General features: G+C 75.3%; 22 protein-coding genes. 12 read left to right on the top strand and 10 right to left on the bottom strand.

Annotated elements, in window-relative coordinates:
- Positions 1 to 14 precede the first annotated feature (14 nt).
- The 3 genes from acs to AC24FB_RS06220 form a co-directional block, all read right to left on the bottom strand.
- Positions 15 to 1997 (bottom strand): acetate--CoA ligase, encoded by a 1983-nt coding sequence (gene acs / locus AC24FB_RS06230; protein ID WP_425714369.1) that lies wholly within the window; start codon positions 1995 to 1997, stop codon positions 15 to 17.
- A gap of 58 nt (positions 1998 to 2055) precedes the next feature.
- Positions 2056 to 3891, bottom strand: coding sequence for a hypothetical protein (locus tag AC24FB_RS06225; RefSeq protein ID WP_425714370.1), 1836 nt, complete (start codon positions 3889 to 3891; stop codon positions 2056 to 2058).
- 117 nt (positions 3892 to 4008) lie between these two features.
- The gene (locus AC24FB_RS06220; protein ID WP_425714371.1) at positions 4009 to 5124 is read right to left on the bottom strand and encodes a hypothetical protein; all 1116 of its coding nucleotides are present in this window, start codon (positions 5122 to 5124) and stop codon (positions 4009 to 4011) included.
- Between the two features lie 292 nt (positions 5125 to 5416).
- Between AC24FB_RS06220 and AC24FB_RS06215 the strand changes: the two genes are divergently transcribed.
- The 7 genes from AC24FB_RS06215 to AC24FB_RS06185 all read left to right on the top strand — a co-directional run bounded on the left by AC24FB_RS06215 (position 5417) and on the right by AC24FB_RS06185 (position 10262).
- The gene (locus AC24FB_RS06215; protein WP_425714372.1) at positions 5417 to 6391 is read left to right on the top strand and encodes a CpaE-like family protein; all 975 of its coding nucleotides are present in this window, start codon (positions 5417 to 5419) and stop codon (positions 6389 to 6391) included.
- Positions 6388 to 7587, top strand: coding sequence for a TadA family conjugal transfer-associated ATPase (locus tag AC24FB_RS06210; RefSeq protein ID WP_425714373.1), 1200 nt, complete (start codon positions 6388 to 6390; stop codon positions 7585 to 7587). The genes AC24FB_RS06215 and AC24FB_RS06210 overlap by 4 nt, the downstream gene beginning before the upstream one ends.
- Positions 7584 to 8510, top strand: coding sequence for a hypothetical protein (locus AC24FB_RS06205; RefSeq protein ID WP_425714374.1), 927 nt, complete (start codon positions 7584 to 7586; stop codon positions 8508 to 8510). The genes AC24FB_RS06210 and AC24FB_RS06205 overlap by 4 nt, the downstream gene beginning before the upstream one ends.
- Positions 8507 to 9055: a type II secretion system F family protein gene (locus AC24FB_RS06200; protein WP_425714375.1), complete on the top strand. Its 549-nt coding sequence runs from the start codon at positions 8507 to 8509 to the stop codon at positions 9053 to 9055. The genes AC24FB_RS06205 and AC24FB_RS06200 overlap by 4 nt, the downstream gene beginning before the upstream one ends.
- Before the next feature lie 153 nt (positions 9056 to 9208).
- Complete coding sequence (locus AC24FB_RS06195) at positions 9209 to 9427, top strand: DUF4244 domain-containing protein (RefSeq protein WP_425714376.1); 219 nt, start codon at positions 9209 to 9211, stop codon at positions 9425 to 9427.
- On the top strand, positions 9427 to 9870 hold the full coding sequence (locus tag AC24FB_RS06190; RefSeq protein ID WP_425714377.1) for a TadE family type IV pilus minor pilin: 444 nt from the start codon (positions 9427 to 9429) through the stop codon (positions 9868 to 9870). Before AC24FB_RS06195 ends, AC24FB_RS06190 begins: the two co-directional genes overlap by 1 nt.
- Positions 9867 to 10262 carry an Rv3654c family TadE-like protein gene (locus tag AC24FB_RS06185; RefSeq protein ID WP_425714378.1) on the top strand — a complete coding sequence of 132 codons (396 nt, stop codon included), beginning with the start codon at positions 9867 to 9869 and terminating at the stop codon, positions 10260 to 10262. Before AC24FB_RS06190 ends, AC24FB_RS06185 begins: the two co-directional genes overlap by 4 nt.
- Positions 10263 to 10332: 70 nt before the next feature.
- Here the strand turns inward: AC24FB_RS06185 and AC24FB_RS06180 are convergent, their stop codons facing one another.
- Positions 10333 to 12924 carry a DEAD/DEAH box helicase gene (locus AC24FB_RS06180; protein ID WP_425714379.1) on the bottom strand — a complete coding sequence of 864 codons (2592 nt, stop codon included), beginning with the start codon at positions 12922 to 12924 and terminating at the stop codon, positions 10333 to 10335.
- Positions 12925 to 13129: 205 nt separating this feature from the next.
- Here AC24FB_RS06180 and AC24FB_RS06175 point away from each other — a divergent pair, with 205 nt between their 5' ends.
- The gene (locus tag AC24FB_RS06175) at positions 13130 to 14968 is read left to right on the top strand and encodes a ribonucleoside triphosphate reductase (protein WP_425714380.1); all 1839 of its coding nucleotides are present in this window, start codon (positions 13130 to 13132) and stop codon (positions 14966 to 14968) included.
- Positions 14969 to 14985: 17 nt separating this feature from the next.
- Positions 14986 to 15720: an anaerobic ribonucleoside-triphosphate reductase activating protein gene (locus AC24FB_RS06170; RefSeq protein ID WP_425714381.1), complete on the top strand. Its 735-nt coding sequence runs from the start codon at positions 14986 to 14988 to the stop codon at positions 15718 to 15720.
- A gap of 7 nt (positions 15721 to 15727) precedes the next feature.
- Here AC24FB_RS06170 and AC24FB_RS06165 read toward each other — a convergent pair whose 3' ends face one another.
- The 3 genes from AC24FB_RS06165 to AC24FB_RS06155 form a co-directional block, all read right to left on the bottom strand.
- Positions 15728 to 16390, bottom strand: coding sequence for a GOLPH3/VPS74 family protein (locus AC24FB_RS06165; RefSeq protein ID WP_425714471.1), 663 nt, complete (start codon positions 16388 to 16390; stop codon positions 15728 to 15730).
- Positions 16391 to 16493: 103 nt separating this feature from the next.
- Positions 16494 to 17171, bottom strand: coding sequence for a hypothetical protein (locus tag AC24FB_RS06160; protein WP_425714382.1), 678 nt, complete (start codon positions 17169 to 17171; stop codon positions 16494 to 16496).
- Between the two features lie 59 nt (positions 17172 to 17230).
- Positions 17231 to 18001: a TetR/AcrR family transcriptional regulator gene (locus AC24FB_RS06155; RefSeq protein WP_425714383.1), complete on the bottom strand. Its 771-nt coding sequence runs from the start codon at positions 17999 to 18001 to the stop codon at positions 17231 to 17233.
- A gap of 93 nt (positions 18002 to 18094) precedes the next feature.
- Here AC24FB_RS06155 and AC24FB_RS06150 point away from each other — a divergent pair, with 93 nt between their 5' ends.
- Positions 18095 to 19030, top strand: a complete 936-nt coding sequence (locus AC24FB_RS06150) for an ATP-binding cassette domain-containing protein (protein ID WP_425714384.1) — start codon at positions 18095 to 18097, stop codon at positions 19028 to 19030.
- Positions 19027 to 19881 carry an ABC transporter permease gene (locus AC24FB_RS06145; protein ID WP_425714385.1) on the top strand — a complete coding sequence of 285 codons (855 nt, stop codon included), beginning with the start codon at positions 19027 to 19029 and terminating at the stop codon, positions 19879 to 19881. Before AC24FB_RS06150 ends, AC24FB_RS06145 begins: the two co-directional genes overlap by 4 nt.
- A gap of 51 nt (positions 19882 to 19932) precedes the next feature.
- On the opposite strand, the gene AC24FB_RS06140 is transcribed toward AC24FB_RS06145, so the two are convergent.
- The 3 genes from AC24FB_RS06140 to AC24FB_RS06130 are packed head-to-tail and all read right to left on the bottom strand — an operon-like array spanning position 19933 to position 22775.
- On the bottom strand, positions 19933 to 20871 hold the full coding sequence (locus tag AC24FB_RS06140; RefSeq protein ID WP_425714386.1) for a hypothetical protein: 939 nt from the start codon (positions 20869 to 20871) through the stop codon (positions 19933 to 19935).
- Between the two features lie 15 nt (positions 20872 to 20886).
- Positions 20887 to 21804 (bottom strand): hypothetical protein, encoded by a 918-nt coding sequence (locus AC24FB_RS06135; protein WP_425714387.1) that lies wholly within the window; start codon positions 21802 to 21804, stop codon positions 20887 to 20889.
- The gene (locus tag AC24FB_RS06130) at positions 21804 to 22775 is read right to left on the bottom strand and encodes a hypothetical protein (protein ID WP_425714388.1); all 972 of its coding nucleotides are present in this window, start codon (positions 22773 to 22775) and stop codon (positions 21804 to 21806) included. Before AC24FB_RS06130 ends, AC24FB_RS06135 begins: the two co-directional genes overlap by 1 nt.
- Positions 22776 to 23084: 309 nt before the next feature.
- Between AC24FB_RS06130 and AC24FB_RS06125 the strand changes: the two genes are divergently transcribed.
- Positions 23085 to 25382, top strand: a complete 2298-nt coding sequence (locus AC24FB_RS06125; protein WP_425714389.1) for a sodium-translocating pyrophosphatase — start codon at positions 23085 to 23087, stop codon at positions 25380 to 25382.
- Positions 25383 to 25388: the final 6 nt, after the last annotated feature.

Here is a 25388-nt window from a genome sequence, read left to right as displayed (position 1 = left end):
AGAGGTCCGGGCCGTCAGGCCTGGGACATCCCCTTGGCGATCTGGTCCATCACCGTGGTGTCGGCCAGCGTCGTCACGTCGCCGGCGTCGCGGCCCTCGGCCACGTCGCGCAGCAGGCGCCGCATGATCTTCCCCGAGCGGGTCTTCGGCAGCTCGGCGACGACGTGGACGGTGCGCGGGCGCGCGATCGGGCCGATCTGGGTGGCGACGTGCGTCCGCAGCTCGGCGACGACGTCGGCGCCCTCCCCGACCTCGTCCGCCTCGTGGACCGCGTCCCCGCGCAGGATGACGAACGCGACGACGGCCTGGCCGGTCGTGTCGTCGCTCGCGCCGACCACCGCGGCCTCGGCGACCTTGGGGTGCGAGACGAGGGACGACTCGATCTCGGTGGTCGAGAGGCGGTGCCCGGACACGTTCATCACGTCGTCGACCCGGCCGAGGAACCAGATGTCGCCGCGGTCGTCCTTCCGGGCGCCGTCGCCGGCGAAGTAGCGGCCCGGGAACCGCGACCAGTACGTGTCGACGAAGCGCTGCGGGTCGCCCCAGATGCCGCGCGTCATCGACGGCCACGGGGCGGTCAGTGCGAGGTAGCCGCCCTGGCCGTTGCTCACGACCTCGCCCGCGTCGTCGAGGACCTCCGCCGAGATGCCGGGCAGGGGCTGGGTCGCGGAGCCGGGCTGCGTCTCGGTGACGCCGGGCAGCGGGGCGATCATGATGGCGCCGGTCTCGGTCTGCCACCACGTGTCGACGATCGGGGTGCGCTCGCCGCCGATGACGCGGCGGTACCACATCCACGCCTCGGGGTTGATGGGCTCGCCGACGCTGCCGAGCAGCCGCAGGCTCGTGAGGTCGAACTTCCCCGGGACCTCCTCGCCCCACTTCATGCACGTGCGGATCGCGGTCGGGGACGTGTACAGGAGCGTGACGCCGTACCGCTCGACGATCTCCCACCAGCGGCCCTGGTGCGGGGCGTCGGGCGTGCCCTCGTAGACCACCTGCGTGGCGCCGTCGGCGAGGGGGCCGTAGGTGACGTACGAGTGCCCGGTGACCCAGCCGACGTCGGCCGTGCACCAGTAGACGTCCTGGCCCGGCTTGTGGTCGAACACGTTGCGGAACGTGTACTGCGACTGGGTGAGGTAGCCGCCGGTCGTGTGGAGGATGCCCTTCGGCTTCCCCGTGGTGCCCGAGGTGTAGAGGATGAACAGCGGGTGCTCGGCCTCGACGGCGACCGGCTCGTGGGTGGCCGGCGCGGCGGCGAGGGCCTCGGCCCACTCGACGTCGCGGCCATCGGTCCAGTCCGTGTCCTGGCCCGTGCGGCGCACCACGAGCACGTGCTCGACGTTCGTGCCGCCCTTGGCCAGCGCGTCGTCGACGGCCCGCTTGAGGGGGAGCTGCTTGCCGCGCCGCCAGCCGCCGTCGGCCGTGATGACGAGCCGGGCGTCGCCGTCGATGATCCGCGAGTGGAGGGCGTCGGCCGAGAACCCGCCGAACACGACCGAGTGCACGGCGCCGATCCGCGCGCAGGCGAGCATCGCGACGACGGCCTCGGGGATCATCGGCAGGTAGATCGCCACGCGGTCCCCGGTGGTGACACCGAGCGCCTCCAGCGCACCCGCGGCGCGCGAGACCTGCTCGAGCAGCTCCGCGTAGGTGAGGTCGTAGCGGTCGCCCGGCTCGCCCTCGAAGTGGATGGCCACGCGGTCGCCGTTGCCGGCCGCCACGTGCCGGTCGACGGCGTTCTCGCACGCGTTGAGCGTGCCGTCGGCGAACCAGCGGGCGACGGGCGCGCCCGACCAGTCGAGGGACTCGGTGGGCACCGTGCGCCAGGTGAGCAGGTCGCGGGCCTGGTCGAGCCAGAACGCCTCGCGGTCGGCGGCGGCGCGCTCGTAGAGCTCCGCGCCGGCGTTTGCCTGTGCGGTGAAGTCCGGGTCGGGCGCGAACGTCCGCGTCTCGGTGAGGAGGTTGTCCACGCCGCCGGTCAGGTCGTCGGTCGTCAATTCGGGGCCCCTTTGCCGTTGCGGGCCACGCGGGCCCGGTTCGTGTCCGGGAACGAGCCTAGCCCCGGGGCCGGGTGGCGCGCTGCTCCTCCGCGGCGAAGACGCCCTCCGCGCGGCCGGCCCTGCGCGCCCCGTGCGTGGCGGCGGCGACGCCGACGAGCGCGAGCCCGTACAGCAGCAGACGGCCCGACGATCCGTCGGTGACGAGGTGGGCGGCCACGTTCTCGCCGAGCGCGCCGACCCCCGAGAGGTCGCTGATCCCGTCGAGGACCGGCTGGATCAGGTCGGACAGCGGGCCGGGCACGACGAGCCAGGCGGCGCCGAGCAGCGTGCCCACGACTCCCCACACCCAGGCGCCGATCGAGCTGACCCGGGAGAGGAGGACGAGGAGCAGGACGAGGACGGCGCCCGCCCCGAGCTCCGCCACGTGCTCGACGACGACGTCGCCGGTCACCCAGGCGGTGTTCTCGCCGTTGGTGAGCCGACGGCCCGCGTCGGTGACGAGGTACCAGGCGACCGGGGCGAGGACGAGCGAGGCGAGGAGGACCCACAGGTGGGTGCCGGCGCCACGGCTCGGCGGGGTGTCCTGGGGGGCGTCCCCGCGCCAGGTGTCGGGCAGTCCGTCCTCGGTCGAGCGTCGGTCGGTGGTCCGGCCCGTGGTCCGGGCGTCGGCCGAGGTGGCGCCGGCGGCGGTCCCGCTCGCGGCCCCGGCGGCCGTGCCCTCGGGCGTGCGGCGGCCGCGGGCGGCGAGGCCGGCGGCACCGGTGGCGAGCGTGGCGGTCGCCGCGCCGGAGCCGGTCCCCGGGTCGTCGGTGGTGGCGTCGCCGGCGGCATCCGGTGTGCGGGTCGTGGCTGTCCCGTCGGAATCGGCGGACCCGGCGGCGTGCCCGGTGGCCGAGTCGGCGGACCCGGCGCTGCTGCCGCTGCGGGCGACGGCCGCGCGGGACGCGGCGAACAGCGGCGTCCAGGAGTCGTCGTCGTCCGAGGTGTCGTCGCCCGAGGTGTCGGTGTCGGAGGGCTCGGCGGCGGACGCGTCGATGGCCTCCGAGCCGTCGGCCGGGGAGTCGTCGTCGGCCGTGGCGGTCGCTGCGCCCGTCGCGGTCGCACCGGCGGCGGTCGCACCGGCGGCCCCGGTACCGGTGGGGCGGTCGGTGGCGGTGGGGACCCCGTCGCCGCCGGAGGCGAAGGCAGCGTCCCAGCTGTCGGCGTCGACGTCGTCCTCGGTGGGCGATGCGTCGCCGGGTGCGTGGATAGCCGTGCTGGCGGCGTCCGCGTCCCCGGTCTGGTCCTGCGCGGGGCCGTCCAGCGGCCGGGTCTCGTCGCCGTCGGGAGCCGTCATCGGCCGCGTCTCGTTCGTGTCGACGGCCCGGGTGTCGTCTCCGGCACCGCCCTGCGGGTGCTCGTCGAGGTCCTCGCCGGTGGGTGCGGGCGGGGCGTCGATCGACGTCTCCCATGCCTCCGCCGGGTCGGCTGCGCGCGCACCGCTCCCGGTCGCGCCGTGCGGGGCCTGGTCGTCCACCGGGACCGCGTCGTCGGTCTGCGGCTCGTCGGTCTGCGGCTCGTCGGTCTGCGACTCGTCGGCGTGAGTGGCCGGGATCGCGCCGGGCTCGTCGACCTGCGCGTCGGGGGCCACCTCGACCTCGTCGACCGGCGCGGTGGCGTCGTCGGCGGGTGGGACGTCGCGGGGTGCGTCGTCGTCGGGGGCGTTCGTGCCTTCCACGGACCGCTCCGCCTCGTCGGACCCGACCGCCGGCATGCGCGCGAGGGTGTCGTCCCCGCCGTGCGGACGGAGCCGCTCGGGGGAGGAGGTGGGCAGGAGGGCGCGGCGCCGGGCCGCCGCGAGCTCGTCGTCGGCCGACGTGCGCGACCCGTCCGTGCTCGGGTTGTCCGTCACCGTGACTGCCTCCTCGGCCTGGCGTGGGTACGGCGGGACCGCCTCCCACCGCTCGTCACGCCACGCTACGACCGCACCCGGCACGCGCCGCGGAGGCGCCCCGGCGCGTTGCGGGCGTCACACGCGGCGGGAGCGTGCCTGCCGCGCGGCACGGGAGACCTGGGCGATGGCCATCTCGGTGCGCTCGTAGCGTTTGCCCGAGCGGCGCGCCCAGTGCGCCCCCGAGACCCCCATCGCCAGCACGATGCCGAGGACGAGGAGCGTGCCGTCCGCCAGCGCGCTCGAGGACTGCCCGGGGTCCAGCTCGACCGGGGAGGGGCCGGTGCCCAGGAGCGAGGTGTGCAGGAGGCAGAGCACGACGAGCAGGCCGCCGGCGATCTGCCCGCCGATCGAGGAGATGCCGGCGGTGGCCGCGCAGGCGGCGAGGACGAGCGCGCCCAGGAGAAGGAGCCACGACGTCCATCCGTTGCCGTCCGGCACGCCCGGCGACGCGAGAGCGACGAGCCACGCGCCCAGTGCCCCGAGGGCGACGGCCGGCGCGGTGGCGAGGACGTGGTCGCCGCGGCGCGGGCGCTCGTGGCCGGTCGTCGCCTCGGCGCGCTCGTCCGACCGGCCGTTGCGGCGGGCGATCGAGGTCCCGATCGCGACGCCCGCGACGAGGACGACCGCGACCGTGGCCGTCCCGTGCTCGGCGAGGACGCGCAGGCCGTCCGCGGCCCGGCGGAACGGCGCGGCGACCTCGGCCTGCGCGAGCCGGTCCGACGAGAGCGAGACCACGAGCCAGGCGCCGAGCGCGTACAGCCAGGACGTGAGGGAGGAGAAGACGGCCGTCGCCCACCCGACGAGCCAGCTGAGCGTGAGGGCCGCGAGGGTGAGGCCGAGGAGCGCGGCTGTCGGGCCGAGCGCGGTACCCGTACCGGACGCCGCGACCACCCGGTCCGAGGCCCACGGCAGGACCGCGAGGACCCCGACCGTGCCGGGGACCAGGAGGATCGCGAACACGACGGCCCAGGCGTGCTGGGGCAGCCGGGTGCGGCGCCGGTACGGGCGGCTGCGACGGGCGCGTCCGGCCGAGGTCGCGCCGGTGCGGGCGGCTCGCGTGCCGGTGGCACCGGGGGTGGTGGCTCCTGCTGTGGTGGCGTCACCCGTGTCGGGGCGGGGCGGGGCGCCGTCGGTCTCGTCGGGCGTCTCCGCGGACTCCGGAGTGGGAGGGACTCCCGACGGCGACGACATCGAGCACTGGCCCTCCGGTCGGGCGCCCGCGGGTCGGGCGAGTCGGGACCAGGGTAGTCGCGCGGCCGAGGTGCCGAGCGACGCCGGGAGGGGGCCGTGCTCCCCGCCTCGACGGTTCTCCGGTCGGCGGCGCCGAGGTGGTCGGCGGGCGACCGGCGCACGGGCACGCGGGTCCACAGGGCGTCCTCACGGCGATCTGTCCACAGGCGGGACGCCGGGGGAGCGCGCCGAGCTCGTGCTGCGGCAGCGTCGGTCCGGACGGCGCAGGGTGCGCCGGGGAGTGGGGAGGACCATGGGTGGGACGACGGCGGTCGCGGCCGTGCGAGGAGGGGACCCGGACTCGGCCGGCCGGGCCGCGGTGCGGCGGCTCGCCGACCTCGGCGGCCTGCGGGTGAGCGACGACTGGCGGGGCGCGGCGATCGTCCTGGACGACGTGGGCGCGGGGGAGCTCGTCGTCGTCGCCGGACCCGAGGTGGGTGCCCGCCTCCAGGTGCCCCGGGACGAGGAGCGGCTGCTCGACCTGCTGCTGGGCGCCGTCACGGCGCGTGCCGTCCGGGTCGGCGTGGTCGGTGCGCACGGCGGGGCGGGCGCCACGACGTTCGCCGTCGCGCTGTCCCGCGTGCCCGTGCGGGCCGGGACCCCGACGGTGCTCGTCGACCTCGACCCGGCCGGCGGGGTCGTCGAGCTGCTCACCGGGCTCGAGCGCGACCCCGGCACCCGGTGGGCGGACCTCAGGCGCCAGGAGGGCACCCTGCTGCCCGACCGACTCACCACCTCGCTGCCGGCGTTCGAGCACGTCCGCCTGCTCGGCGGCGACCTGCGCGGCGGGGCCGACGTCGACGAGCCGGTCGTCACCCGCGCCGTGCGAGCGGTCGCCCAGGCCACCGACGTCATGGTCCTCGACCTGCCGCGGACCGTGCTCGCCCGCTCCGACGACGGACGGCACCCCCTGGTCGAGGAGCTCGACCACCTGCTGCTCGTGGCTGGCGCCGGCCTGCGGGGTGGTGGTGCGGCGGCGGCCGTGGCGAGGTCGCTGGCGGCGACGCCGGGCGGGCCCGAGGTGTCCCTCGTCGTGCGCCGTCGGGCCGGCGAGGACGTCCTCGCGACCGACGTCGCGGAGGCCTGCGGGCTGCCGCTGCGCACTGTCGTCAAGCACGTGCGCTCCCTCGAGGCCGGGGTCGAGCACGGGGTGGTGCCGGGCACGCGGCGCGGCCCCCTGCGGAGCGCCGCCGAGGAGGCCGCCGGGGCGCTGGGGATCGCCTCGTGAGGGCGCGCCCGACCGCCCGGTCCGGTGCGTCCTGGGTGCGCGCCGAGGTCGCGGCGGGCCGCACCCTCGGCGAGGCCCTCGACGCCGGGACCGCCGGGGCGCTCGGCTCGGGCACCCTCCTGCGGCTCGAGCACGACCTGCGGGCCGAGCTCCTCGGCGCGGGCACGCTGCTCGCCCCGCTGCTCGCCGCCCCCGACGTCACGGACGTCCTCGTCAACGGTCCCACCGGCGTGTGGGCCGACCGTGGCGACGGGCTCGTGCGCGTGCCGGACCCGCGGCGGGTCCTCGGTGACGAGGGCGCGGTGCGGGGACTGGCCACCCGGCTCGCCGCGGCGTGCGGCCGCCGCCTCGACGACGCCGCTCCGGTGGTCGACGGCACCCTGCCCGACGGGACCCGGCTGCACGCCGTCATCCCGCCGCTCGCCGCCGACGGCACGACGATCTCGCTGCGCACCTTCCGGGACACGACCCTCTCGCTCGCGGACCTCGTGGCGCTGCGAGCCGTGCCCGCGCACGCGGCGCCGGTGCTGCGCGCGCTCGTGACCGCGCGGGCCAACGTCGTGCTCTCGGGCGCGACGGGCACGGGCAAGACGACCACGCTCGCCGCGCTCCTCGGCCTCGCCGACCCCGGCGAGAGGATCGTGTGCCTCGAGGACTCGGTCGAGCTGCGGCCCGCCCACCCGCACGTCGTCCACCTCCAGGTACGGCGCCCCAACGTGCAGATGGCCGGCGAGATCACCCTCGCGGACCTCGTCCGGGCCGCCATGCGCATGCGCCCGGACCGCATCGTGCTCGGCGAGTGCCGGGGCGCCGAGATCCGGGACGTCCTCGGCGCCCTCAACACCGGGCACGAGGGCGGGTGGGCGACGGTCCACGCGAACACCGCGCAGGACGTGCCGAGCCGGCTCGTCGCGCTCGCGGCGCTCGCGGGCATGTCCGAGTCGACCCTCGCCGCGCAGGCCGCCTCCGGGATCGACGCGGTCGTCCACCTGCGGCGCACCGACGGACGGCGGCACCTCGCCCAGGTCGGGGTGCTGCACCGGATCGGCGACCGCCTCGAGTGCGTCGAGGCGCTGACCGTCGCGGCGGACGGGCGGGTGAGCGCCGGGCCGGGCGTGGACCGGCTGGCCAGTCGGGTCGGGGATGCGGCCGTGGCTGCTGCGCTCGGGGCCGGTGCGAGAGTGGCGGTCGCATGAGCCCCGGCGCGCTGGGTGCGGGCCTCCTCGTGGCGCTCGCCGTGCTGCTCCTCGCGCCGCCCCCGCGGCGGGTGCGGCGACTCGCCCGGCGTGCGAGCGGTGTGGCCGGGGTGGGCGCTGCTCGGGGTCGTCGCGGGCGCGTGCGACGGGCACGCCTCGACCCCGGACTCCTCGTCTCCGAGGTGGCGATGCGTCTGCGGGCGGGGTCGGACCCCGCCCGGGCCTGGGCGCTCGCGCTCGACCGCTCCGGGATCGCCACGCCGGCGGGTGCGGCTTCCGGGGTGTCGACCGTGGGTGCGTCGGCCGCGTCGAGAGGTGCGCCGACGGTCGGATCGGCGGGAGCGTCGTCGGGTGGGGCGAGGGCTGCATCGTCGGGCACACCCGTGCGCGGCGCCGTGCTCGACGACAGCGGCGTGCCGGTCGAGCTCATCTCTCTGGCCGAGCGGCTCGGGGTCGGCCGGCGGGGTGCCCGGCCTGGTGCCGGTCCCGGTGCCGGGGGCGACCCCTCCGGCGGTCGTCCGGGCCTGGGACGGCGCGAGGGGCCGAGGCTCGGCAGCCGGGCGGAGCGGGCCTCCGCCCGAGGGGCGCTCGCCGGCGTGGTGGCGGCCTGCCGCGTCACGCACGCCACCGGTGCGCCGCTCGCCGAGATCCTCGACCGCAGCGCGTCCGGCATCGCCGAGTCCGCCCGCGCCGCCGGCGCCCGCACCGTGGCCCTCGCCGGGCCGCGCGCGACCGGCCGGCTCCTGGGCTGGCTCCCGCTGCTCGGCCTGCTGCTGGGGGCGGCCGTCGGCGCCGACCCGGTCGCGGTCCTCCTCGACGGCGGGATCGGTACCGTCTGCCTCGTCCTCGGCCTGACGTTCCTCGTCGCGGGCTGGTGGTGGGTGCTCCGTGAGGAGCGCCGGGCCGAGACGGCCGACGCATGAACCTCCAGCTGCTCCTCCTCGCGCTGGCCGCCGTCGCACCCTGGCTGCTCACCCGTCCGGCCCCGGAGCCGGAGCCGCCCCACCGCCCGGAGCTGCCCGGTCTCCGCCTCGACCCCGCCGTCCTGCTCGACCTGTGCGCGGCGACGCTCGCGGCCGGGAGCTCGGTCCCCGGCGCCCTGCGTGCCCTCGGGGACTCGGTGGCCGAGATCGGCGACGGCACGGTCGCCGGCTCCCTGTGCACCGCGGGCGAGCTCCTGCTCCTCGGAGCGCCCTGGGAGGAGGCGTGGGCCGACGTCCCGCCGGACGCGCGGGCGCTCGCCGACTGCCTCGAGCCGGCGTGGAACGACGGCGCCGACCCCGGCCCGCTCCTCGACGTGCGGGCGACGAACCTGCGGGCCGACCGGGCGCGCGTCGCCGAGGAGGCCGCCGCGCGCCTCGGCGTCCGTCTCGTCCTCCCGCTCGGCCTGTGCTTCCTGCCGGCGTTCGTCCTGCTCGGCATCCTCCCGGTGGTGCTCGGCGCCGGCCTCGACCTCCTCGGCGGTTGAGCGCTCCGGTCCCCACAGGCTGCCGTGCTGCATCCCTGTGCACAGGCCGAGGCGGGTGCCCGACGGCGGACCGCGCGATCTCGGCAGCCTGGTCCTGCGAGCCCGGCACCGGGTCGGGCGCACACCGGTTGGAACCGGGGAAGGACTGACGACATGCACACGATCACCCAGGCGGCCCACCGCCTCAGCACCACGCTCCGTTCGCGGCACGAGCTCGCGGCGGAGGACCCCGAGGCGGGCATGGCGACCGCCGAGTACGCCATCGGCACCGTGGCGGCGGCGGGCCTGGCCGCCGCCCTCATCGGGATCCTCAACGGCGACGCCGTCATCTCCATGGTGACGGGGCTCATCACGCGGGCGCTCGGAGTCTGATGTCCACGCGCCCACAGCCGGGGGTCGGGCCCAGTGCCCGGCCCCCGGCCGCGCGCCGGGCTCCCGCCCCTGGGGACACCCGCCCCGACGACGACGAGCGCGGCATGGTCACCGCCGAGCTCGCCGTCGTCCTGCCCGCCGTCGCCCTCGTCCTCCTGCTCGTCCTCGCCGCCATCGCGACCGGGGCGCAGCACATCCGGGCGACGGACGCGGCCCAGGCGGGTGCCCGGGCGGCCGCCGCGGGCGAGAGCTCCGAGGTGGTCCTCGCCCACGCGCGGCAGCTCGCCCCGGACGACGCGACGATCACGGTCCGGCGGGACGACGGCCTCGTCGTCGTCGAGGTCGTCGCCGGCTGGCCCGGCCCGCTCGCCGTGACCGGCGGCCAGGTGACGGCGAGCGCGAGCGCCGTCCCGGAGGAGGCGCTGGTCGGGGGCACGCCGTGACGGGCGGGTCCCGGGAGGCGCGTGGCGAGCGCCGGCCCCGGACGGACCCCGAGCGGGGAGCGGCGACCGTCCTCGTCGCCGGGGTCGTCGCCGCCATGCTCGTGCTCCTCGTCGGCGTGCTCGCCCTCGCCCGCGTCCAGGTCGCGCGCCAGGAGGCCCAGGGCGCAGCGGACCTCGGGTCGCTCGCCGCGGCGGGTGCCGTCCAGCACGGCACGGTGCCCGCCGAGGCGTGCGCGCGGTCCGCCCGGGTGGTCGGGGAGAACGACGCGGTCGCGCTCTCGTGCACGGTCGAGGACGAGGAGGTGGTCGTCTCGGCGACCGTCGTCGTCGACCTCGGCGTGCTCGGGACCTACGACGCCGTGGCCCACGCCCGGGCCGGACCGGTGCGGTGAGTGCCTGGCGTGGGGCACGCCGACGCCCGGGGAGCTGTGCGGCGACCGCGGGCCGTCGGTCGGGACCCGGTCAGATCTCGCCGGCGGGCGGGACGAACGGCTCGGCGTCGGGGTGCTGATCGGCGGCCTCGGACAGGAGGGTGAGCAGCCGGATCGCCCCGGCCTTGTCGAGCGGTGAGTTGCCGTTCCCGCACTTGGGCGACTGCACGCAGCGCGGGCAGCCGGCGACGCAGGGGCACGTCCGCACCGTCTCGAGCGTGGCGCGGACCCACTCGACCGAGGCGTCGAACCCGCGGCGCGCGAACCCGGCGCCGCCGGGGAACCCGTCGTGGACGACGACCGTGGGCCGTCCGGTCTGGTCGTGCGCCTCGGTCGAGAGCCCGCCGATGTCCCACCGGTCGCACGTGGCGAGCAGCGGCAGCATGCCGATCGAGGCGTGCTCGGCCGCGTGCAGCGCCCCGCCGAGGCGGCCCGGATCGATGCCGGCCGCCTCGACCGTGTCCTCGTCGAGCGTCCACCACGTCCCCACGGTCCGGAACGTCCGGGCCTCGAGGTCGAGCTGCTCGACCCCGATCTGCCGCTGGTCCGGGACCCGGTAGCGCACGAACGAGTCGACCCGGCCGGTGATCTCGACCTCGCCGGTGGCCCAGCGCACGCCGCCGCGCTCGACCACGGTCTCCTCGGAGAGGAACCGGACGCTCGAGCTGCTGCGCGCCCGCGTCCGGTAGGGGAGGTGGGCGCCGTCGGTGACCATTGCGACGTCGTCGACCCGCGTCTCGACGAGCAGCACCCGGCCCTGGTGGACGTAGACCGCACCCGGGTGCACGGCGGTGTCGGCGCCCGCCGCGTCGACCGTGCCGAGCACGGTGCCGGTGGCGGACTCGACGATCTGGACCTGCCGCTCGGTGCTGCCGCGCAGCGAGGTGAGGTCCTGCGCGCGCACGCTGTTGGCCACGTCCCAGTACCACCCGGTCGGTCGGCGGCGGAGCAGGCCGAGCGCGTTCGTCAGGTGGTCGAGCAGGGCAAGACCACGCTCGTCGTCGATCCCGAAGAGCGCGAGGTCCGGCTCCGTCAGCGGGAGCTCCGCGGCGGCGGCGCACAGGTGCGGGGCGAGCACGTGGGGATTGGCCGGGTCGAAGACCGTGGCCTCGACCGGCTCCCCGAGGACGGCCTCCGGGTGGTGGACGAGGAAGGAGTCCAGGGGGTCGGCCGAGGCGACGAGGACCGCCACGCCGTCCGCGCCCGCGCGACCGGCCCGCCCCGCCTGCTGCCACATCGACGCGCGCGACCCCGGCCACCCGCACAGCAGGACCGCGTCGAGCCCCGAGACGTCGATGCCGAGCTCGAGCGCGTTGGTCGTCGCCATCGCGAGGACCTCGCCCGAGCGCAGCTGTGCCTCGAGCTCGCGCCGCTCCTCCGGGAGGTACCCGCCCCGGTAGGCGCGGACGGTGTCGGCGAGCGCCGGCGAGACGAATGCCAGGTGCCGGCGGGCGGACTCGGCGAGCGCCTCGGCCCCACGGCGGGAGCGGACGAACGCGAGCGTCCGGGCGCCTGCCGGCACGAGGTCAGCCACGAGCTCGGCGCACTCGGCGAGCGCGGAGCGGCGCTCGATCTCGTCGGCCTGGTCCCGGTCGAGTCCCTCCTCCTCGGCGGCGACGGCGTCGGCGGGCAGCGCCCACGGGTCGTCGTCGGAGCCCCCGCGTGGGGCGTCGTCGACGAGGCCGCCGCCCGCGGTGCCCGTCCTCGCCCGCTGAGCCGCACTCTCGACGTCGTCCACCTGAACCGCACTCTCGGCAGTGGCGGAACCCCAGCGGTCGGCCGGGGCCGGCTGCCACAGCGCGAGGTAGCGGTCGCCGGCGGGGGAGGCGTCGTCGTCGACCACCACCACCTCGTCGGGGGACGTGCCGACGATCCGGGCCGCCGCGACACCGGGCTGCGCGCTCGTCGCGGACAGGCAGACGACCGTCGGGTCCGCGCCGAGGTGCCGGGCCACGCGCAGGAGCCGGCGCACGACAAGCGCGACGTGCGCGCCCAGGACGCCGCGGTAGGCGTGCGCCTCGTCGACGACGACGACGGACAGCCCGCGCAGCATCCGCTCCCAACGGCGGCGCGAGGGCAGCACCGAGTAGTGGACGAAGTCGGGGTTGGTGAGGACGACGTCGGCGTGCTCGCGTGCCCAGTCCCGCTCGGCGTCGGGGGTGTCGCCGTCGCACGTCGCCACGCGCGCCGAGGCCGGTGTGCTCGCGGCGAGGAGGGACTCCAGCGCCGTTGCCTGGTCGTGGGCGAGGGCCTTGGTCGGCGCGAGGTAGAGAGCGGTGGGGCGGCGAGTGTGGCGGGCGATCGACCCGGCGTCGGGCCCGACGGCCGCGAGCGCCCCGGCGCGGACGGCCGAGAGCGCGGGGAGCCACACCGCCATCGACTTGCCCGATCCGGTGCCGGTGGCGACGGCGGTGTGCCGCCCCTCGTGGACGGCCTGGGCGGCCGTCACCTGGTGCGTCCATGGTCGTGCGACGCCGAGGCGGCGGTACCCGGCGACGAGGTCGGGATCGGCCCAGTCGGGCCAGTCGGCCGTGCGCGCGGGTCGCGCCGGCAGGTGTTCGAGGTGGACGAGGCGCTCGTCGTCGGCGCCGATGCGGCGCAGGAGGTCGACGAGGGAGGTCACCGGCACATTGTGCGCCGAGGCCGTGAACACCTCGGGACGGACCGGGACCAAGGTCCCGCTCCGTCGTCGAGATTCCACGGGGCGACCGTTATGCACCACTACATCTTGTGTCGCAGAGAGAAATGACCACAAGATCTAGTGGCGTGACCTCTAGCGTGCGGAACTCACCCGGCCGATCGGCCGGACCGTCGGAGGAGGACGCACCGTGAGCGCAGCACCCCTCGTCGACCCCAGGAGCACGATCGAGGAGTACCTCGACCGCGCCGACTGGCGGGTCAACGCCAACGCCAACCAGGGCTACTCGCTCGGTGGCCTCATGCTCAACACCTCGGGGAAGGTCGTCGCCAACTACTGGCTCTCCCACGTCTTCGCGCCGGAGGCCGGGGCCGCCCACCGCGAGGGGGACCTGCACATCCACGACCTCGACATGCTCGCCGGCTACTGCGCCGGCTGGTCGCTGCGCCGGCTGCTCGAGGAGGGGTTCAACGGCGTGCCCGGTGCGATCTCCTCGGCCCCCGCGCGGCACCTCTCGTCGGCGTGCGGCCAGATCGTCAACTTCTTCGGCACCCTCCAGAACGAGTGGGCCGGCGCGCAGGCGTTCTCCTCGTTCGACACCTACCTCGCCCCGTTCGTCCGCCTCGACTCGATGACCGACGACGAGGTCGAGCAGTGCATGCAGGAGCTGATCTTCAACCTCAACGTCCCCTCGCGCTGGGGCACCCAGACCCCGTTCACCAACCTCACCCTCGACTGGACCTGCCCGGCGGACCTCGTCGACGTCCACCCGGTGATCGGCGGCGAGGTCTGCGACTTCACCTACGGCGACCTGCGGGCGGAGATGGACGTCGTCAACCGTGCCTTCCTCACGGTGATGAGTCGCGGGGACGACGCCGGGCGGGTCTTCACGTTCCCCATCCCCACGTACAACATCACCAAGGACTTCGACTGGGACAGCGACAACGCGCGGCTCCTGTTCGAGATGACGGCGCGGTACGGCCTGCCGTACTTCCAGAACTTCATCAGCTCCGACCTCGACCCCGGGATGATCCGGTCGATGTGTTGCCGGCTCCAGCTCGACCTGCGGGAGCTCCTCAAGCGGGGCAACGGCCTGTTCGGGTCGGCCGAGCTCACCGGGTCCGTCGGTGTCGTCACCGTCAACATGGCCCGCCTCGGCTACCGGTTCGCCGGGGACGAGGGCGCCCTCGTCGCCGAGCTCGACCGGCTCGTCGATCTCGCCGCCGACGTCCTCGAGCAGCGCCGCACCACCGTCCAGGACCTCATCGACCGTGGCCTCTACCCGTACACGCGCCGCTACCTCGGCACGCTCGACAACCACTTCTCCACCATCGGCGTCAACGGCATGAACGAGATGGTCCGCAACTTCTCCGGCGACCGGCTCGACCTCACCGACCCGGAGGGCCACGAGATGACGGCGCGGATCCTCGACCACGTGCGCGCGCGTCTGGTCGACGTGCAGGAGTCGACCGGCCACATGTTCAACCTCGAGGCCACGCCCGCCGAGGGCGCGACCTACCGGTTCGCCAAGGAGGACCGGAAGCGGTTCGCCGGCATCCTCCAGGCCGGCACCGAGCAGCAGCCGTACTACACGAACTCCTCGCAGGTGCCGGTCGCGCACACCGACGACCCCTTCGAGGCTCTCGAGATGCAGGACGAGCTGCAGCAGAAGTACACCGGCGGCACGGTGCTCCACCTCTACATGAACGAGCAGCTGTCCTCCGGGGTGGCCTGCGCCGCCCTCGTGCGCCGCGCGCTCGAGCGGTTCCGGCTCCCGTACCTCACCGTCACGCCGACGTTCTCCCTGTGCCCGACGCACGGCTACCTCGCGGGCGAGCACCTGTTCTGCGACCGGTGCGCCGCGGAGCGGCCCGACGCCGAACCCGTCCCCTGCGAGGTCTGGACCCGCGTCATGGGCTACTTCCGGCCCGTGTCGAGCTTCAACATCGGCAAGAAGGGCGAGTACGCCGAGCGGACGATGTTCACCGAGGCGGCTGCCGAGCCGCACCTGGTGGGCGCGGGCGCATGACGACCGGCCGCGCGCCCGTGAGCGCTGACGACCTCGAGCTCGCCGGCCTCGTGCCTCTGAGCGGCGTGGACTGGCCGGACCACCTCGTGGCCACGGTGTTCACCCAGGGGTGCCCGTGGGCGTGCGGCTACTGCCAGAACGTGGAGCTCATCGACCCCCGGATCCCGGGGCAGGTCCCGTGGGAACGGGTGAGGGACCTTCTCGGTCGGCGCCGCGGCCTCCTCGACGGCGTCGTGTTCTCCGGTGGGGAGGCCACGCGGCAGCCGGCCCTGCTGCCGGCGGTGCGCGAGGTGCATGCGGCGGGCCTCGGCGTCGGCCTGCACACCGCCGGCGCGTACCCGGACCGGCTCGCCGCCGTCCTGCCGCACCTGGAGTTCCTCGGGCTCGACGTCAAGGCGATGCCCGAGGACTACCCGGTGGTGGTCGGCCGCGGCGGGTCCGGCCGCCGTGCGTGGCGCAGCCTCGAGCTGGCGCTCGCCGCCCGCCGGGCAAGACCCCTGGAGCTCGAGGTCCGACTGACCGTCCACCCCGGCGGGGCCGGTGCCGACCGGGCGGTCGAGCTCGCGCGCCGGCTCGACTCTCTCGGGGTGCCCGTGCTCGCGCTGCAGGAGGCGCGTGCCCGGGGCACGACCGAGGAGTTCGGCGCCGCGCTCGGGGGCGCCTCGGCGGTGGTGGGTCCGGGCTGGTTCGACCGGCTCACCGCGGAGGTGCGGTCGGCCTGGCCGGGCGAGCTGCGCGTGCGGCCCGCCTGAGCCGCGCTCAGCTGGAGGTGACGGTGGCGGTGACGATGGCCGCGGTGACCGCGGCGTCGATGGCGCCGACCGCGTCCTTCACGGCCTTGGCGGACAGGTCGCCCTCGGCCATCTCCCGCACGCGGCGGCGGATCTCGCGGTTGCCGAGCCCGTCGACCGGCAGCACCTTGTGCGCCATGTCGATCGCCGAGAGGACGGACAGGAGGGCGATGACCCGCTCGTCACCCCTGCCGGTGGCGATGCCGTCGGTGAGCGCCGCACGCATCTGCTGCTCGTGGGTGGCGTCGGCGGTCGGCCAGGTCGTGGACGGGAAGAGGCCGAGCACCCGGCCGCGCTCGCGGCGCAGGATCCCGCGGGCGGCGAGCGACTCGAGCAACGGCTCCTTGGCGGCCCGGCCGAGGCGGGTGACCAGCTCGTTCGTCGAGCGCTCCTTGGCCGCGACCTCGGCGAGCGCCTCGGCGAGGACCTGGTGCCCGGGGGCCGGCGCGTCGGTCGGGCGGACGGTCGACCGCTTGAACATGCCCGAGGGGTCCCCGATGACGACCCAGCCGCCGAGCGCGAGCTCGGCGAGCAGGGCGCCGCCGAGCGCGGCGTCGAGGGAGGAGTGCGCAGTGAACCGGCCCGAGTCGTCGTCGAGCAGGAGCAGGGTGAGGTCTTCCGCGAGGAGCATCACACCGACACGGTAGCGCCGGTCAGGGTGCGGGCCCCTGACCCGCGCACGTCCTGGTCGGCTCGGCCGGTGGCCACGCCCGCGGTTGCGCCCGTCGTCGGGCTCAGCCGGCGGTGACGGCGCCGCCGGCGACCTCGATCGGGAACGGCTCGGCCGCCCAGCTGATCGGCTGCTCGAACGCCGCGCCGGGGGAGAAGAGATCGCCCTCGACGACGAGCTCGTAGTCGCCGTCCGGCAGCGGCTCGACACCGACCTGGTCGGTCGGTGCGTGGTCCCCGCAGGGCACCGGGACCGCGGTCGTCGTGCTCTCGGCCGGGGCCCCGATCTCGATCGGGTCCGCGAGCTCGGTGAACGTCACGGCCTCCCCCTCGGCGGCCATGACGGCGGACACGGAACCTGATGCCGGGTCGACGAGGACGACGAAGACGTCGCTCGCGAACAGGTCGATCGAGTCGTAGCCCGGGCCGCCGAGCTCGACCTCGATCTCGAGCTGCGCGGACGTCGAGCCGTCGAGGAGCGTCACCGCGACGTGGTCGACGGCCGAGGTGTCCCCCGTGGGCCGGTAGACCTCGTCGATCGGGGTGCCGCAGACCTCGACCGCTCGTTGGGTCCAGGCGACGTCGCTCGGCGCGGCGCTGGACGGTGTGTCCGGCTCCTCCGGTCCGCCCGTGCCCTGCGGCCCGCCGGTGCAGGCGGCCAGGGCGAGCGCCGAGCCCGCGGCGGCGAGGAGTGCGGCGGAGCGTCGGGGACGCTGCGTGGGCAGTGCCGAGTGGGATGCCATGCGGTCATCGTGCCGGAGGGGCGACAGCGCGTGGCACGGCGTGGGAGGGGAGAGGTCCGTCAGCCGGTCCGGCGTGCGACCAACGCCTCGACACCATCGAGCAGGAGGTCGAGGCCGAACACGAAGTCGGAGTCGAGAAGCCATTCCTCACCGCCCGAGAACACCCCGGCCCGCGCGACCGCCGCCACCTCGTCGAGGCCGCGCGTGGACGCGAGCGCCGCGAGGAGCCTGCCGTACGCCTCGACCTCGGCGAGTCCCGCGTCCGCGCGGGCACCGGCGGCCCGACCCATGGCCACGGCGAGGGACGCTTCGGAGAACGCGTAGGCGTTGAGCGTGGTGAGGACGTTGATCTTCTCGCCGCCGTCGAGCGGGGTGCCACGCAGTCCCTGCAGCCCGTGCTCGAGCCACGCGATCGACCTCGGTCCCAGCGGCGGCCCGTTGCGCGGCGTGTCGACGAGCCACGGGCGGGTGATCAGCTGGTCGCGGCTCGCCCGGGTCCAGCCGGCGAGGTAGCGGCGCCAGCCCGAGTCACCGACCTCAGGTGGCTCGTCGAGGACGGCGTCCGCCATCGCCTCGAGCAGCTGGTCCTTGCTGTCCACGTGCCGGTAGAGGGACATCGGGGCCACGCCGAGCCGGCTCGCGACCGCGGCCATCGAGACCGCGTCGAGTCCCGCCTCGTCGGCGATCGCCACGGCGGAGCCGACGACCTGGGCGAAGCTCAGGCGGGCCTTCGGCCCACGGCGGGAGGGCTCGACGAACCCCCACTGCCGGGCGAGGCCCGTTGGCATCGCCGCCAGGACGTCCGCCGCCTCGTCGTCCGTTGCGGACATGTCCCTCCTCACCTCGCGATCACCCTAGACGTCGCCCGCCACCGGCATTAGCGTATGAAGTACACCGTAGGTAATACGCAATAAGGAGCACCTATGTCGGCACCAGCCATCGAGGTCGTGGGCCTCGAGAGATCCTTCGGCGCCGCACGCGTCCTGCAGGGCATCGACCTCACGGTCGAGGAGGGCGGGCTGCTCGCCCTCCTCGGCCCCAACGGCTCGGGAAAGACGACGACCGTGCGGATCCTGTCCACCTTGCTCCCCGCCGACGCGGGCACGGTGCGCGTGGCGGGGTTCGACGTCGTGGACGAGGGGCCGGAGGTGCGCGCCCGGATCGGCCTCACCGCCCAGCAGGCCACGGTCGACCCCCTGCTCACCGGCGAGGAGAACCTCCTGCTGTTCGGCGGGCTCACCGGTCTCGGTCGGAACGGCGCCCGACGGCGTGCCGCCGAGCTCCTCGAGACGTTCGACCTCACGGGCGCCGCACGCCGGCCGGCGGGTACCTACTCCGGAGGCATGCGGCGCCGGCTCGACCTGGCGGCCTCGATGGTCGCCCGGCCGAGCATCCTCTTCCTCGACGAGCCGACCACCGGCCTCGACCCGCGCAGCCGCGCGGACCTGTGGACGGTCGTGCGTGAGCTGAGCGCGAGCGGCACCACCATCCTGCTGACGACCCAGTACCTGGAGGAGGCCGACCAGCTCGCCGACCGGATCGCCGTCATCGACGGCGGGCAGATCGTCGCGGACGACACCCCGGCGGCCCTCAAGCGACAGGTCGGGACCGACCGCCTCGCGCTCACCCTGCCGATCCGCGATGCCGCCCGGGCGGCCGTGCTCCTCGGGCCGGCGGCCGTCGCCGTCGAGGGATCCATCGGCGACCGGGCCGGGATCGAGCTCCCGCTCGCGGACCCCGACCACCTCCGCCGGGCGCTCACCGTCCTGGCGGACGCCGGGCTCCAGGTCGACGACGTCGACCTGCGCCGCCCCACCCTCGACGACGTCTTCCTCACCCTGACAGGAGCCCGCGCATGACCACGCCGACCACTGCCCTCGCCACCGCGTCCCGGACCGACTCCCGGTCGGGACCACCGGACGCGGGATCGGACGGGTCCCGCCGCGGCCACGCGCTCGGGGACCTCGCACTGCTCACCCACCGTTCGCTGCTTCGCGAGCTCCGCCAGGTCGACGGCATCATCGTCTCGCTCCTTCTGCCGGTGATGATCACGCTCGCATTCGTCTACGTGTTCGGCGGGGCGATCGACCTCGGGGGCTCCGACCTCTCCTACGTGGACTTCGTGGCGCCCGCGATCGTCGTGCTCGCCGCCGGGTACGGCGCGGCGAACACCGCCGTCGGCGTGGCCGAGGACATGACCGGCGGGATCGTCGACCGGTTCCGCACCCTCCCGGTCGCGTCGTGGACGGTGCCGTCCGCCTACGTCGTCGCCTCGGTGGTTCGCAACCTCGTGACGACGGCGGTCGCCCTGCTCACTGCCGTAGCGGTCGGGTTCCGGCCGGCGGCCTCGCCGTCGGACTGGCTGCTGGTGCTCGCTCTGGTGACCGGCTACATCCTCGCGCTGTCGGCGCTCGGGGTCGTCTGGGGGCTCCTCGTGCGCTCGGCGCAGGCCGCCGGCGCGTTCGCGTTCTTCGCCCTCTTCCTGCCGTACGCGTCCGACGCGTTCGTCCCGGCGGAGTCGATGCCCGGGGCGTTGCGCGTCTTCGCCGAGCACCAGCCGATGACTCCGGTGGTCCAGACGCTGCGCGGGCTACTCCTCGACCAGCCGGTGGGCGACGCCGGGTGGCTCGCCGCACTCTGGCTCGCGGGCGCCACGCTCGTCGGTGTCGTCCTGGCGGCGTCCCTCTTCAGGCGCCGGGCGCGCGGCTGACGCTCGCTCGCCCGGCGTCCGCGTGGCTGACGCTCGCGCGGCGGTCGCCGTTCAGCCCGTGCCGGTGACGAGGTACTGGTTGTCGTGCGGGTACCTCGTGTCGGCCACGTGCAGCTCGCCGTCCTCGACCGTCAGCGGGATGTGGTCCGTCGACCAGGTTCCTCGCGGGCCGGACGCCTGCCCCGGCTCCGGCTCCAGGTCACCCCGGAGCACGAGCTGGTAGTCGCCGTCGGGCAGTCGGTCCCAGGCCGCCTCGTCCTCCGCGGCGAGCTCGGCAGGGCAGGCCCACGGCTCGATCTCGATGGTCGTGGTTGCCGGCTCGGAGCCGACGTCGACGGCCGGTTCCGCGGGGACGGCGGCGCTGACGGCGCCGTCGACGACGGCGTGCCCGACCCATCGCAGGGCCTCCGCGTCGCGGATCTCGACGGACACCTCCTCGAGGCGCTGCGTGGAGGTCGCGTCCTCGGGACCATGGAGGGTGAGCTCGAGCGCGAGCACGCCGTCGGCCGTGCGCTCGGGGAGCACCCGACGCTCGTAGGTCTGGACGAGCTCGGGGTCCGGCGGCGGGGCGGCCGTGCGCACCGTTGCCGACACGGGTGCGGCCCGGTGGCTCCCGTCGTCCACCACCTCGGCGACGTCGGCCGGTCCGCCCGCGTGCGCGCCGGCCGCCCCGGTGTCAGTGCCCGCCGGCGCGGAGCCGTCGATCTCGCCGTCGGTGCCGTCCGAGGCGCCGCTGCCGTACGCCTCCTCCCAGGTCCGGCCGCACTCGGTGCGCGCCACGTCGGTGACCTCGACCATCGGCTCCTCCGGGCCGTCCTCCGTGCTCTCCGTGCCTTCCGCGGGGCCCGTGCCGGTTCCGGTCGTGGTGGGCTCGTCCGTCCCGCCACCGCACGAGGCAGTGAGGAGAGCGAGGGCAGCCAGCGCGGGAAGTCCCCGCGTCCACGCGGGGCCTGGCGCTGTCGCCGTCCGGCGGGCGATCGCTCTCGACATCGTCGTCTCCTGTCGTCAGTTCCCGTACGAGTTCGGTCCGTCGTAGCCGGCGCCGTCGACGACGCCGCCGGTGACGGTGACCCTGGTGTGGTCCTGCCCCCACATCGCGTGCCCGGTGCGGCCGTCCTCCGGCTCCTCGGCGGGCGCGAGGCTGCCGAAGATCGACAGGTCGTAGCTCCCGTCGGCGAGGGGGTCCGCCGTGAAGCTCGTCGCATCGCCGTCGGGGCAGGCCACCGGCACCACCTCGACCGTGGTGGTCGTCCCCTCGGGGGACGGCGCGATCGGCTCGTCGAGCGGGAGGCGCTGGGTGAGCTCGCCGTCGTGCGCGGCGAAGCCGACCCATCGCTGGTCGTCGTCGGTCGTGAGGAAGGAGACCGAGAGGGACTCCGTGAGGTAGGGGTCGTCCCGCTCGGGGCCGGTGAGGGTGATCTCGAGCCGGAGGACCGGGTCGCCCGGGTCGGAGACGACCTCGACGCCGACCTCCTCGACGATCCCCTCGTCCGGCATGATCCGCGACCGCGGGGAGGGCGCCGCGGATCGTGCTGGGTGCGCCTGTGCGCTCGCGGCCGGAACGGCCCCTGCCTCATCCGGGAGCCGGGCACCCACCTGCACGGGGCCACGCTCGGTGTCCTGCTCGCCTCTCCCGCCGCCGCTCGGACCGGTCGTGCCGGGCCAGTCGATGTACATGTCGGCGGTCATGCGCGTCTCGGTGCCGCACAGGCCGTCCGCGCTCCCGCTCATCGTCAGCTGCTCGCCGTACGGGGCGGGCAGGTTCGTCACGCCCGACCCGTCGGAGCCCCCGGACCCGCCGCCCCCTCGCGTCCCGGGCGCCTCCGTGTCGCCGCACCCGGCCAGGAGCAGCGCCGCGCCGAGCACCGCGAACCCCCGGCGCCGCAGGGCGAACCGGTTCCTGCCACCCGTGTCGGTACCCATCAGCCTTGCTCCTCCTCCGCGTTGGGGCCGTCGTAGCCGACGCCCGAGACCACTCCGTCGGTCACCGTGACCGGCATGGGCTCCACCGCCCAGCTCGTGTAGAGGCCAGGGTCGTCGTCCTGCCGCTCGACGGGCTCCGCGGTGCCCTCGACGACCATGAGGTAGTCGCCGTCGGGCAGCGGCTCGGCGATGAGGACCGGTGACGGGTCGCCTGCCGTGGTCGGGGGCGGAGGGTCCGTCGGGCACCCGTACGGGGCCACCTCGATCCGTGTGGTGCCACCCGCGGGTGAGACGACGAGTGGCTTGTCGAACGGCACAGGGTCGACGATCTCACCGTCGACGACGACGAACCCCCGGTTGGGTCCCTCGTCGTTCGCCGGTCGGAACCAGATCCGCGCGGTCTCGGCCTCGTAGCGGGGCTCCCCGCCGGGACCGGTGAGGGTGATGACGAGCTCGAGCACAGGGTCCGTGGGAGGGGACACGACGTCGACGGCGACCTGCTCGACGACCCCGTCGGCCGGGGGGATGAAGGTGCGCGGACTGGTGGCGTGGGCCGCGTGGACCGCCCGGACCGCGTGGACCGCGGAGTCGGCCCGACGGGTCGAAGCGGTGGCCGTCGAGGGCATCGCCGTCCGTCCGTCGGCGCCCCGCGGCGCGTCCGGGAGGCTGATCTGGGTCTCCGGCCTGTCGGTCGCGGTCCCTCCCTCGCAGCGGGGCTCGAGCGCGATACGGGACATGACCGGCTCGCCGTAGGGCGCAGGGAGGCCGGACGCACCGCCGGTTCCCGGCGCGGAGCTTCCCCCGGTCCCCGGTGCGGTCGACCCGCCGGTCCCCGGCGCGGTCGCGCCACCGTCGCCGCCGGCCGACCCCTCGTCCGCCCCCGCGCACGCAGGCAGCAGCAGCGCGGCGATCGCCGCGGCGACCACCGCGGCGCGCCGGGTGCGTGGTCGCGGGACTGGGGGGACGGTCATGCACCGCAGGATGGCCGAGCGCCGTGCGCTCCACAACGCCGTCCCGGGGGAGCGCTGACCGGGGAGCCCTGCCCCTGCCGTCGGCAGGCCACGACCGTCGCCGTCGGCGTGTGCCACGCGTTGCGGCCGGCGGGCCATGCCGGTTCCCGTCGGCGTGCCACGCCCACCAGGGACGACGCGCCCGCCGAGTTCGGTTAGTCTCCAACGAAGATCAGCCGGCCCCGGGGGCGGCCGCGACGATGCCGCCGACGGCCCCCGGGAACGGCTCTCGTCAGCGCCGTCCGCGGCGCTCCTCACCGTGGAGGACCCGTGCAGGATCTGTCGACCTCGTCCCTCGTCATCGCCGTGTGCGTCGGAGTGCTCGCCATCGGGGCGCTCGCCTTCGCCCTCGTGCTGCGCCGCCAGGTGCTCGCCGAGCAGACCGGCTCGGAGAACATGGTCTCGATCGCCAGGGCCGTCCAGGAGGGGGCATCCGCCTACCTCGCGCGCCAGTTCCGCACGCTGGGGCTGTTCGTCGTCGTCATCACGGGGCTGCTCCTGCTGCTGCCGGGGGACATGGACGTGCGCATCGGCAGGTCCGTCGCCTTCCTCGTCGGCGCCGTGTTCTCCGCGACGATCGGGTACCTCGGCATGTGGCTCGCGGTCCGCGCCAACGTGCGCGTGGCGGCCGCGGCGACCCGCGCGGACGGCCGGGCCGACGGCGCGCGGATCGCCTTCCGCACGGGTGGCGTCGTCGGCATGAGCGTCGTCGGGCTCGGACTGCTCGGCGCCGCGCTGACGGTCATCGTCTACGGCCCCGAGGCCCCCACGGTGCTCGAGGGCTTCGGCTTCGGTGCCGCGCTGCTCGCCATGTTCATGCGCGTGGGCGGCGGCATCTTCACCAAGGCGGCCGACGTCGGCGCGGACCTCGTCGGAAAGGTCGAGCAGGGCATCCCCGAGGACGACCCCCGCAACGCCGCGACGATCGCGGACAACGTGGGCGACAACGTCGGCGACTGCGCCGGCATGGCGGCCGACCTCTTCGAGTCCTACGCCGTCACCCTCGTCGCCTCCCTCATCCTCGGCCGCGCCGCCCTCGGCGAGCACGGCATGATCCTGCCGCTCCTCGTCACCGCGGTCGGCGCCGTCGTCGCCGTCCTCGGCGTGCTCACCACCCGCGTGCGCGGGGCGGAGTCCGGGCTCAAGGCCATCTACCGCGGGTTCTACACGGCGGCCGTCGCCGGCGTCGTCCTCGCCGCGATCGCCGCGTTCGCCTACCTGCCCGCCTCGTTCGCCGACACGCTCGGGACCACGGGGGCGATCACGGACGTCCCGATCGACGACCCCCGCGTCGTCGCCTCGCTCGCCGTCCTCATCGGCGTGGCGCTCGCCGGCGTCATCCTCTGGCTCACCGGCTTCTACACGGGCACCGGCACGAGCCCCACGCAGCGGGTCGCGGCCACCTCCCGGACCGGCGCGGCCACGGTCGTCCTCGCCGGCATCGGGGTGGGCTTCGAGTCCGCCGTCTACACCGCCGGCGTCATCGCCGCGGCCATCTGCGGCTGCTTCCTGCTCGCCGGTGGCTCCGTCTGGCTCGCCCTGTTCCTCGTGGCGCTCGCCGGCTGCGGCCTGCTCACCACCGTCGGCGTCATCGTCGCCATGGACACCTTCGGCCCCGTCTCGGACAACGCCCAGGGCATCGCCGAGATGTCCGGCGAGGTCGACGAGGAGGGCGCGCAGATCCTCACCGACCTCGACGCCGTGGGCAACACGACCAAGGCCATCACCAAGGGCATCGCCATCGCCACCGCGGTCCTCGCGGCGACCGCCCTGTTCGGCTCGTACGCCGACGTCGTCTCCACTGCAGTCGCCGACCTCGCCGCCGACGGACGCGCCCAGGCCGGCGGCATCGTCGGCGCGATGATGAGTTACGAGCTCATCAGCCCCGTCACCCTCGTCGGCGTCATCCTCGGCGCCGCCACCGTGTTCCTCTTCTCGGGCCTGACGATCGACGCCGTCACCCGCTCCGCCGGCGCGATCGTGCGCGAGGTGCGCCGCCAGTTCCGCGACCTGCCCGGCATCATGACCGGCGAGCAGCGCCCGGAGTACGGCAAGGTCGTCGACATCTGCACCCGCGACTCCCTGCGCGAGCTCGCCACGCCCGGCCTCCTCGCCGCCCTCGCCCCGATCGCCGTGGGCTTCGGCCTCGGGGTCGGCCCGCTCGCCGGGTTCCTCGCCGGCACCATCGCCACCGGCGTCCTCATGGCCGTCTTCCTCGCGAACTCCGGCGGCTCGTGGGACAACGCGAAGAAGATCGTCGAGGACGGCCACCACGGCGGCAAGGGCAGCGCCCAGCACGAGGCCGTCGTCATCGGTGACACCGTGGGCGACCCGTTCAAGGACACCGCCGGTCCCGCCATCAACCCGCTCATCAAGGTGATGAACCTCGTCGCCCTGCTCATCGCGCCGCTCGTGGTCCAGTGGTCCGTCCCCGCAGACGCCAACCACACCCTGCGGATCGCGCTCGCCACGGTGGCCGGTGCCGTCGCCGTCGGGGCGGTCCTGCTCTCGCGCCGGCGCGCGGTGCGCGAGGAGCAGCGCGAGCTCGCCGAGGCGGGACTCTCGTAGTCTCGA

The sequence above is a fragment of the Georgenia sp. Z1344 genome, from assembly GCF_057652375.1.
This window is presented reverse-complemented; position numbering and strand designations above follow the sequence as displayed.

Excerpts from the sequence above, each read along its gene's own strand:
- AC24FB_RS06220 (WP_425714371.1), bottom strand. The coding sequence starts at position 5,124 with ATGTCGTCGCCGTCGGGAGTCCCTCCCACTCCGGAGTCCGCGGAGACG.
- AC24FB_RS06215 (WP_425714372.1), top strand. The coding sequence starts at position 5,417 with ATGGGTGGGACGACGGCGGTCGCGGCCGTGCGAGGAGGGGACCCGGAC.
- AC24FB_RS06205 (WP_425714374.1), top strand. The coding sequence starts at position 7,584 with ATGAGCCCCGGCGCGCTGGGTGCGGGCCTCCTCGTGGCGCTCGCCGTG.
- AC24FB_RS06200 (WP_425714375.1), top strand. The coding sequence starts at position 8,507 with ATGAACCTCCAGCTGCTCCTCCTCGCGCTGGCCGCCGTCGCACCCTGG.
- AC24FB_RS06195 (WP_425714376.1), top strand. The coding sequence starts at position 9,209 with ATGCACACGATCACCCAGGCGGCCCACCGCCTCAGCACCACGCTCCGT.
- AC24FB_RS06190 (WP_425714377.1), top strand. The coding sequence starts at position 9,427 with ATGTCCACGCGCCCACAGCCGGGGGTCGGGCCCAGTGCCCGGCCCCCG.
- AC24FB_RS06165 (WP_425714471.1), bottom strand. The coding sequence starts at position 16,390 with ATGCTCCTCGCGGAAGACCTCACCCTGCTCCTGCTCGACGACGACTCG.
- AC24FB_RS06160 (WP_425714382.1), bottom strand. The coding sequence starts at position 17,171 with ATGGCATCCCACTCGGCACTGCCCACGCAGCGTCCCCGACGCTCCGCC.
- AC24FB_RS06155 (WP_425714383.1), bottom strand. The coding sequence starts at position 18,001 with ATGTCCGCAACGGACGACGAGGCGGCGGACGTCCTGGCGGCGATGCCA.
- AC24FB_RS06150 (WP_425714384.1), top strand. The coding sequence starts at position 18,095 with ATGTCGGCACCAGCCATCGAGGTCGTGGGCCTCGAGAGATCCTTCGGC.
- AC24FB_RS06145 (WP_425714385.1), top strand. The coding sequence starts at position 19,027 with ATGACCACGCCGACCACTGCCCTCGCCACCGCGTCCCGGACCGACTCC.
- AC24FB_RS06140 (WP_425714386.1), bottom strand. The coding sequence starts at position 20,871 with ATGTCGAGAGCGATCGCCCGCCGGACGGCGACAGCGCCAGGCCCCGCG.
- AC24FB_RS06135 (WP_425714387.1), bottom strand. The coding sequence starts at position 21,804 with ATGGGTACCGACACGGGTGGCAGGAACCGGTTCGCCCTGCGGCGCCGG.
- AC24FB_RS06130 (WP_425714388.1), bottom strand. The coding sequence starts at position 22,775 with ATGACCGTCCCCCCAGTCCCGCGACCACGCACCCGGCGCGCCGCGGTG.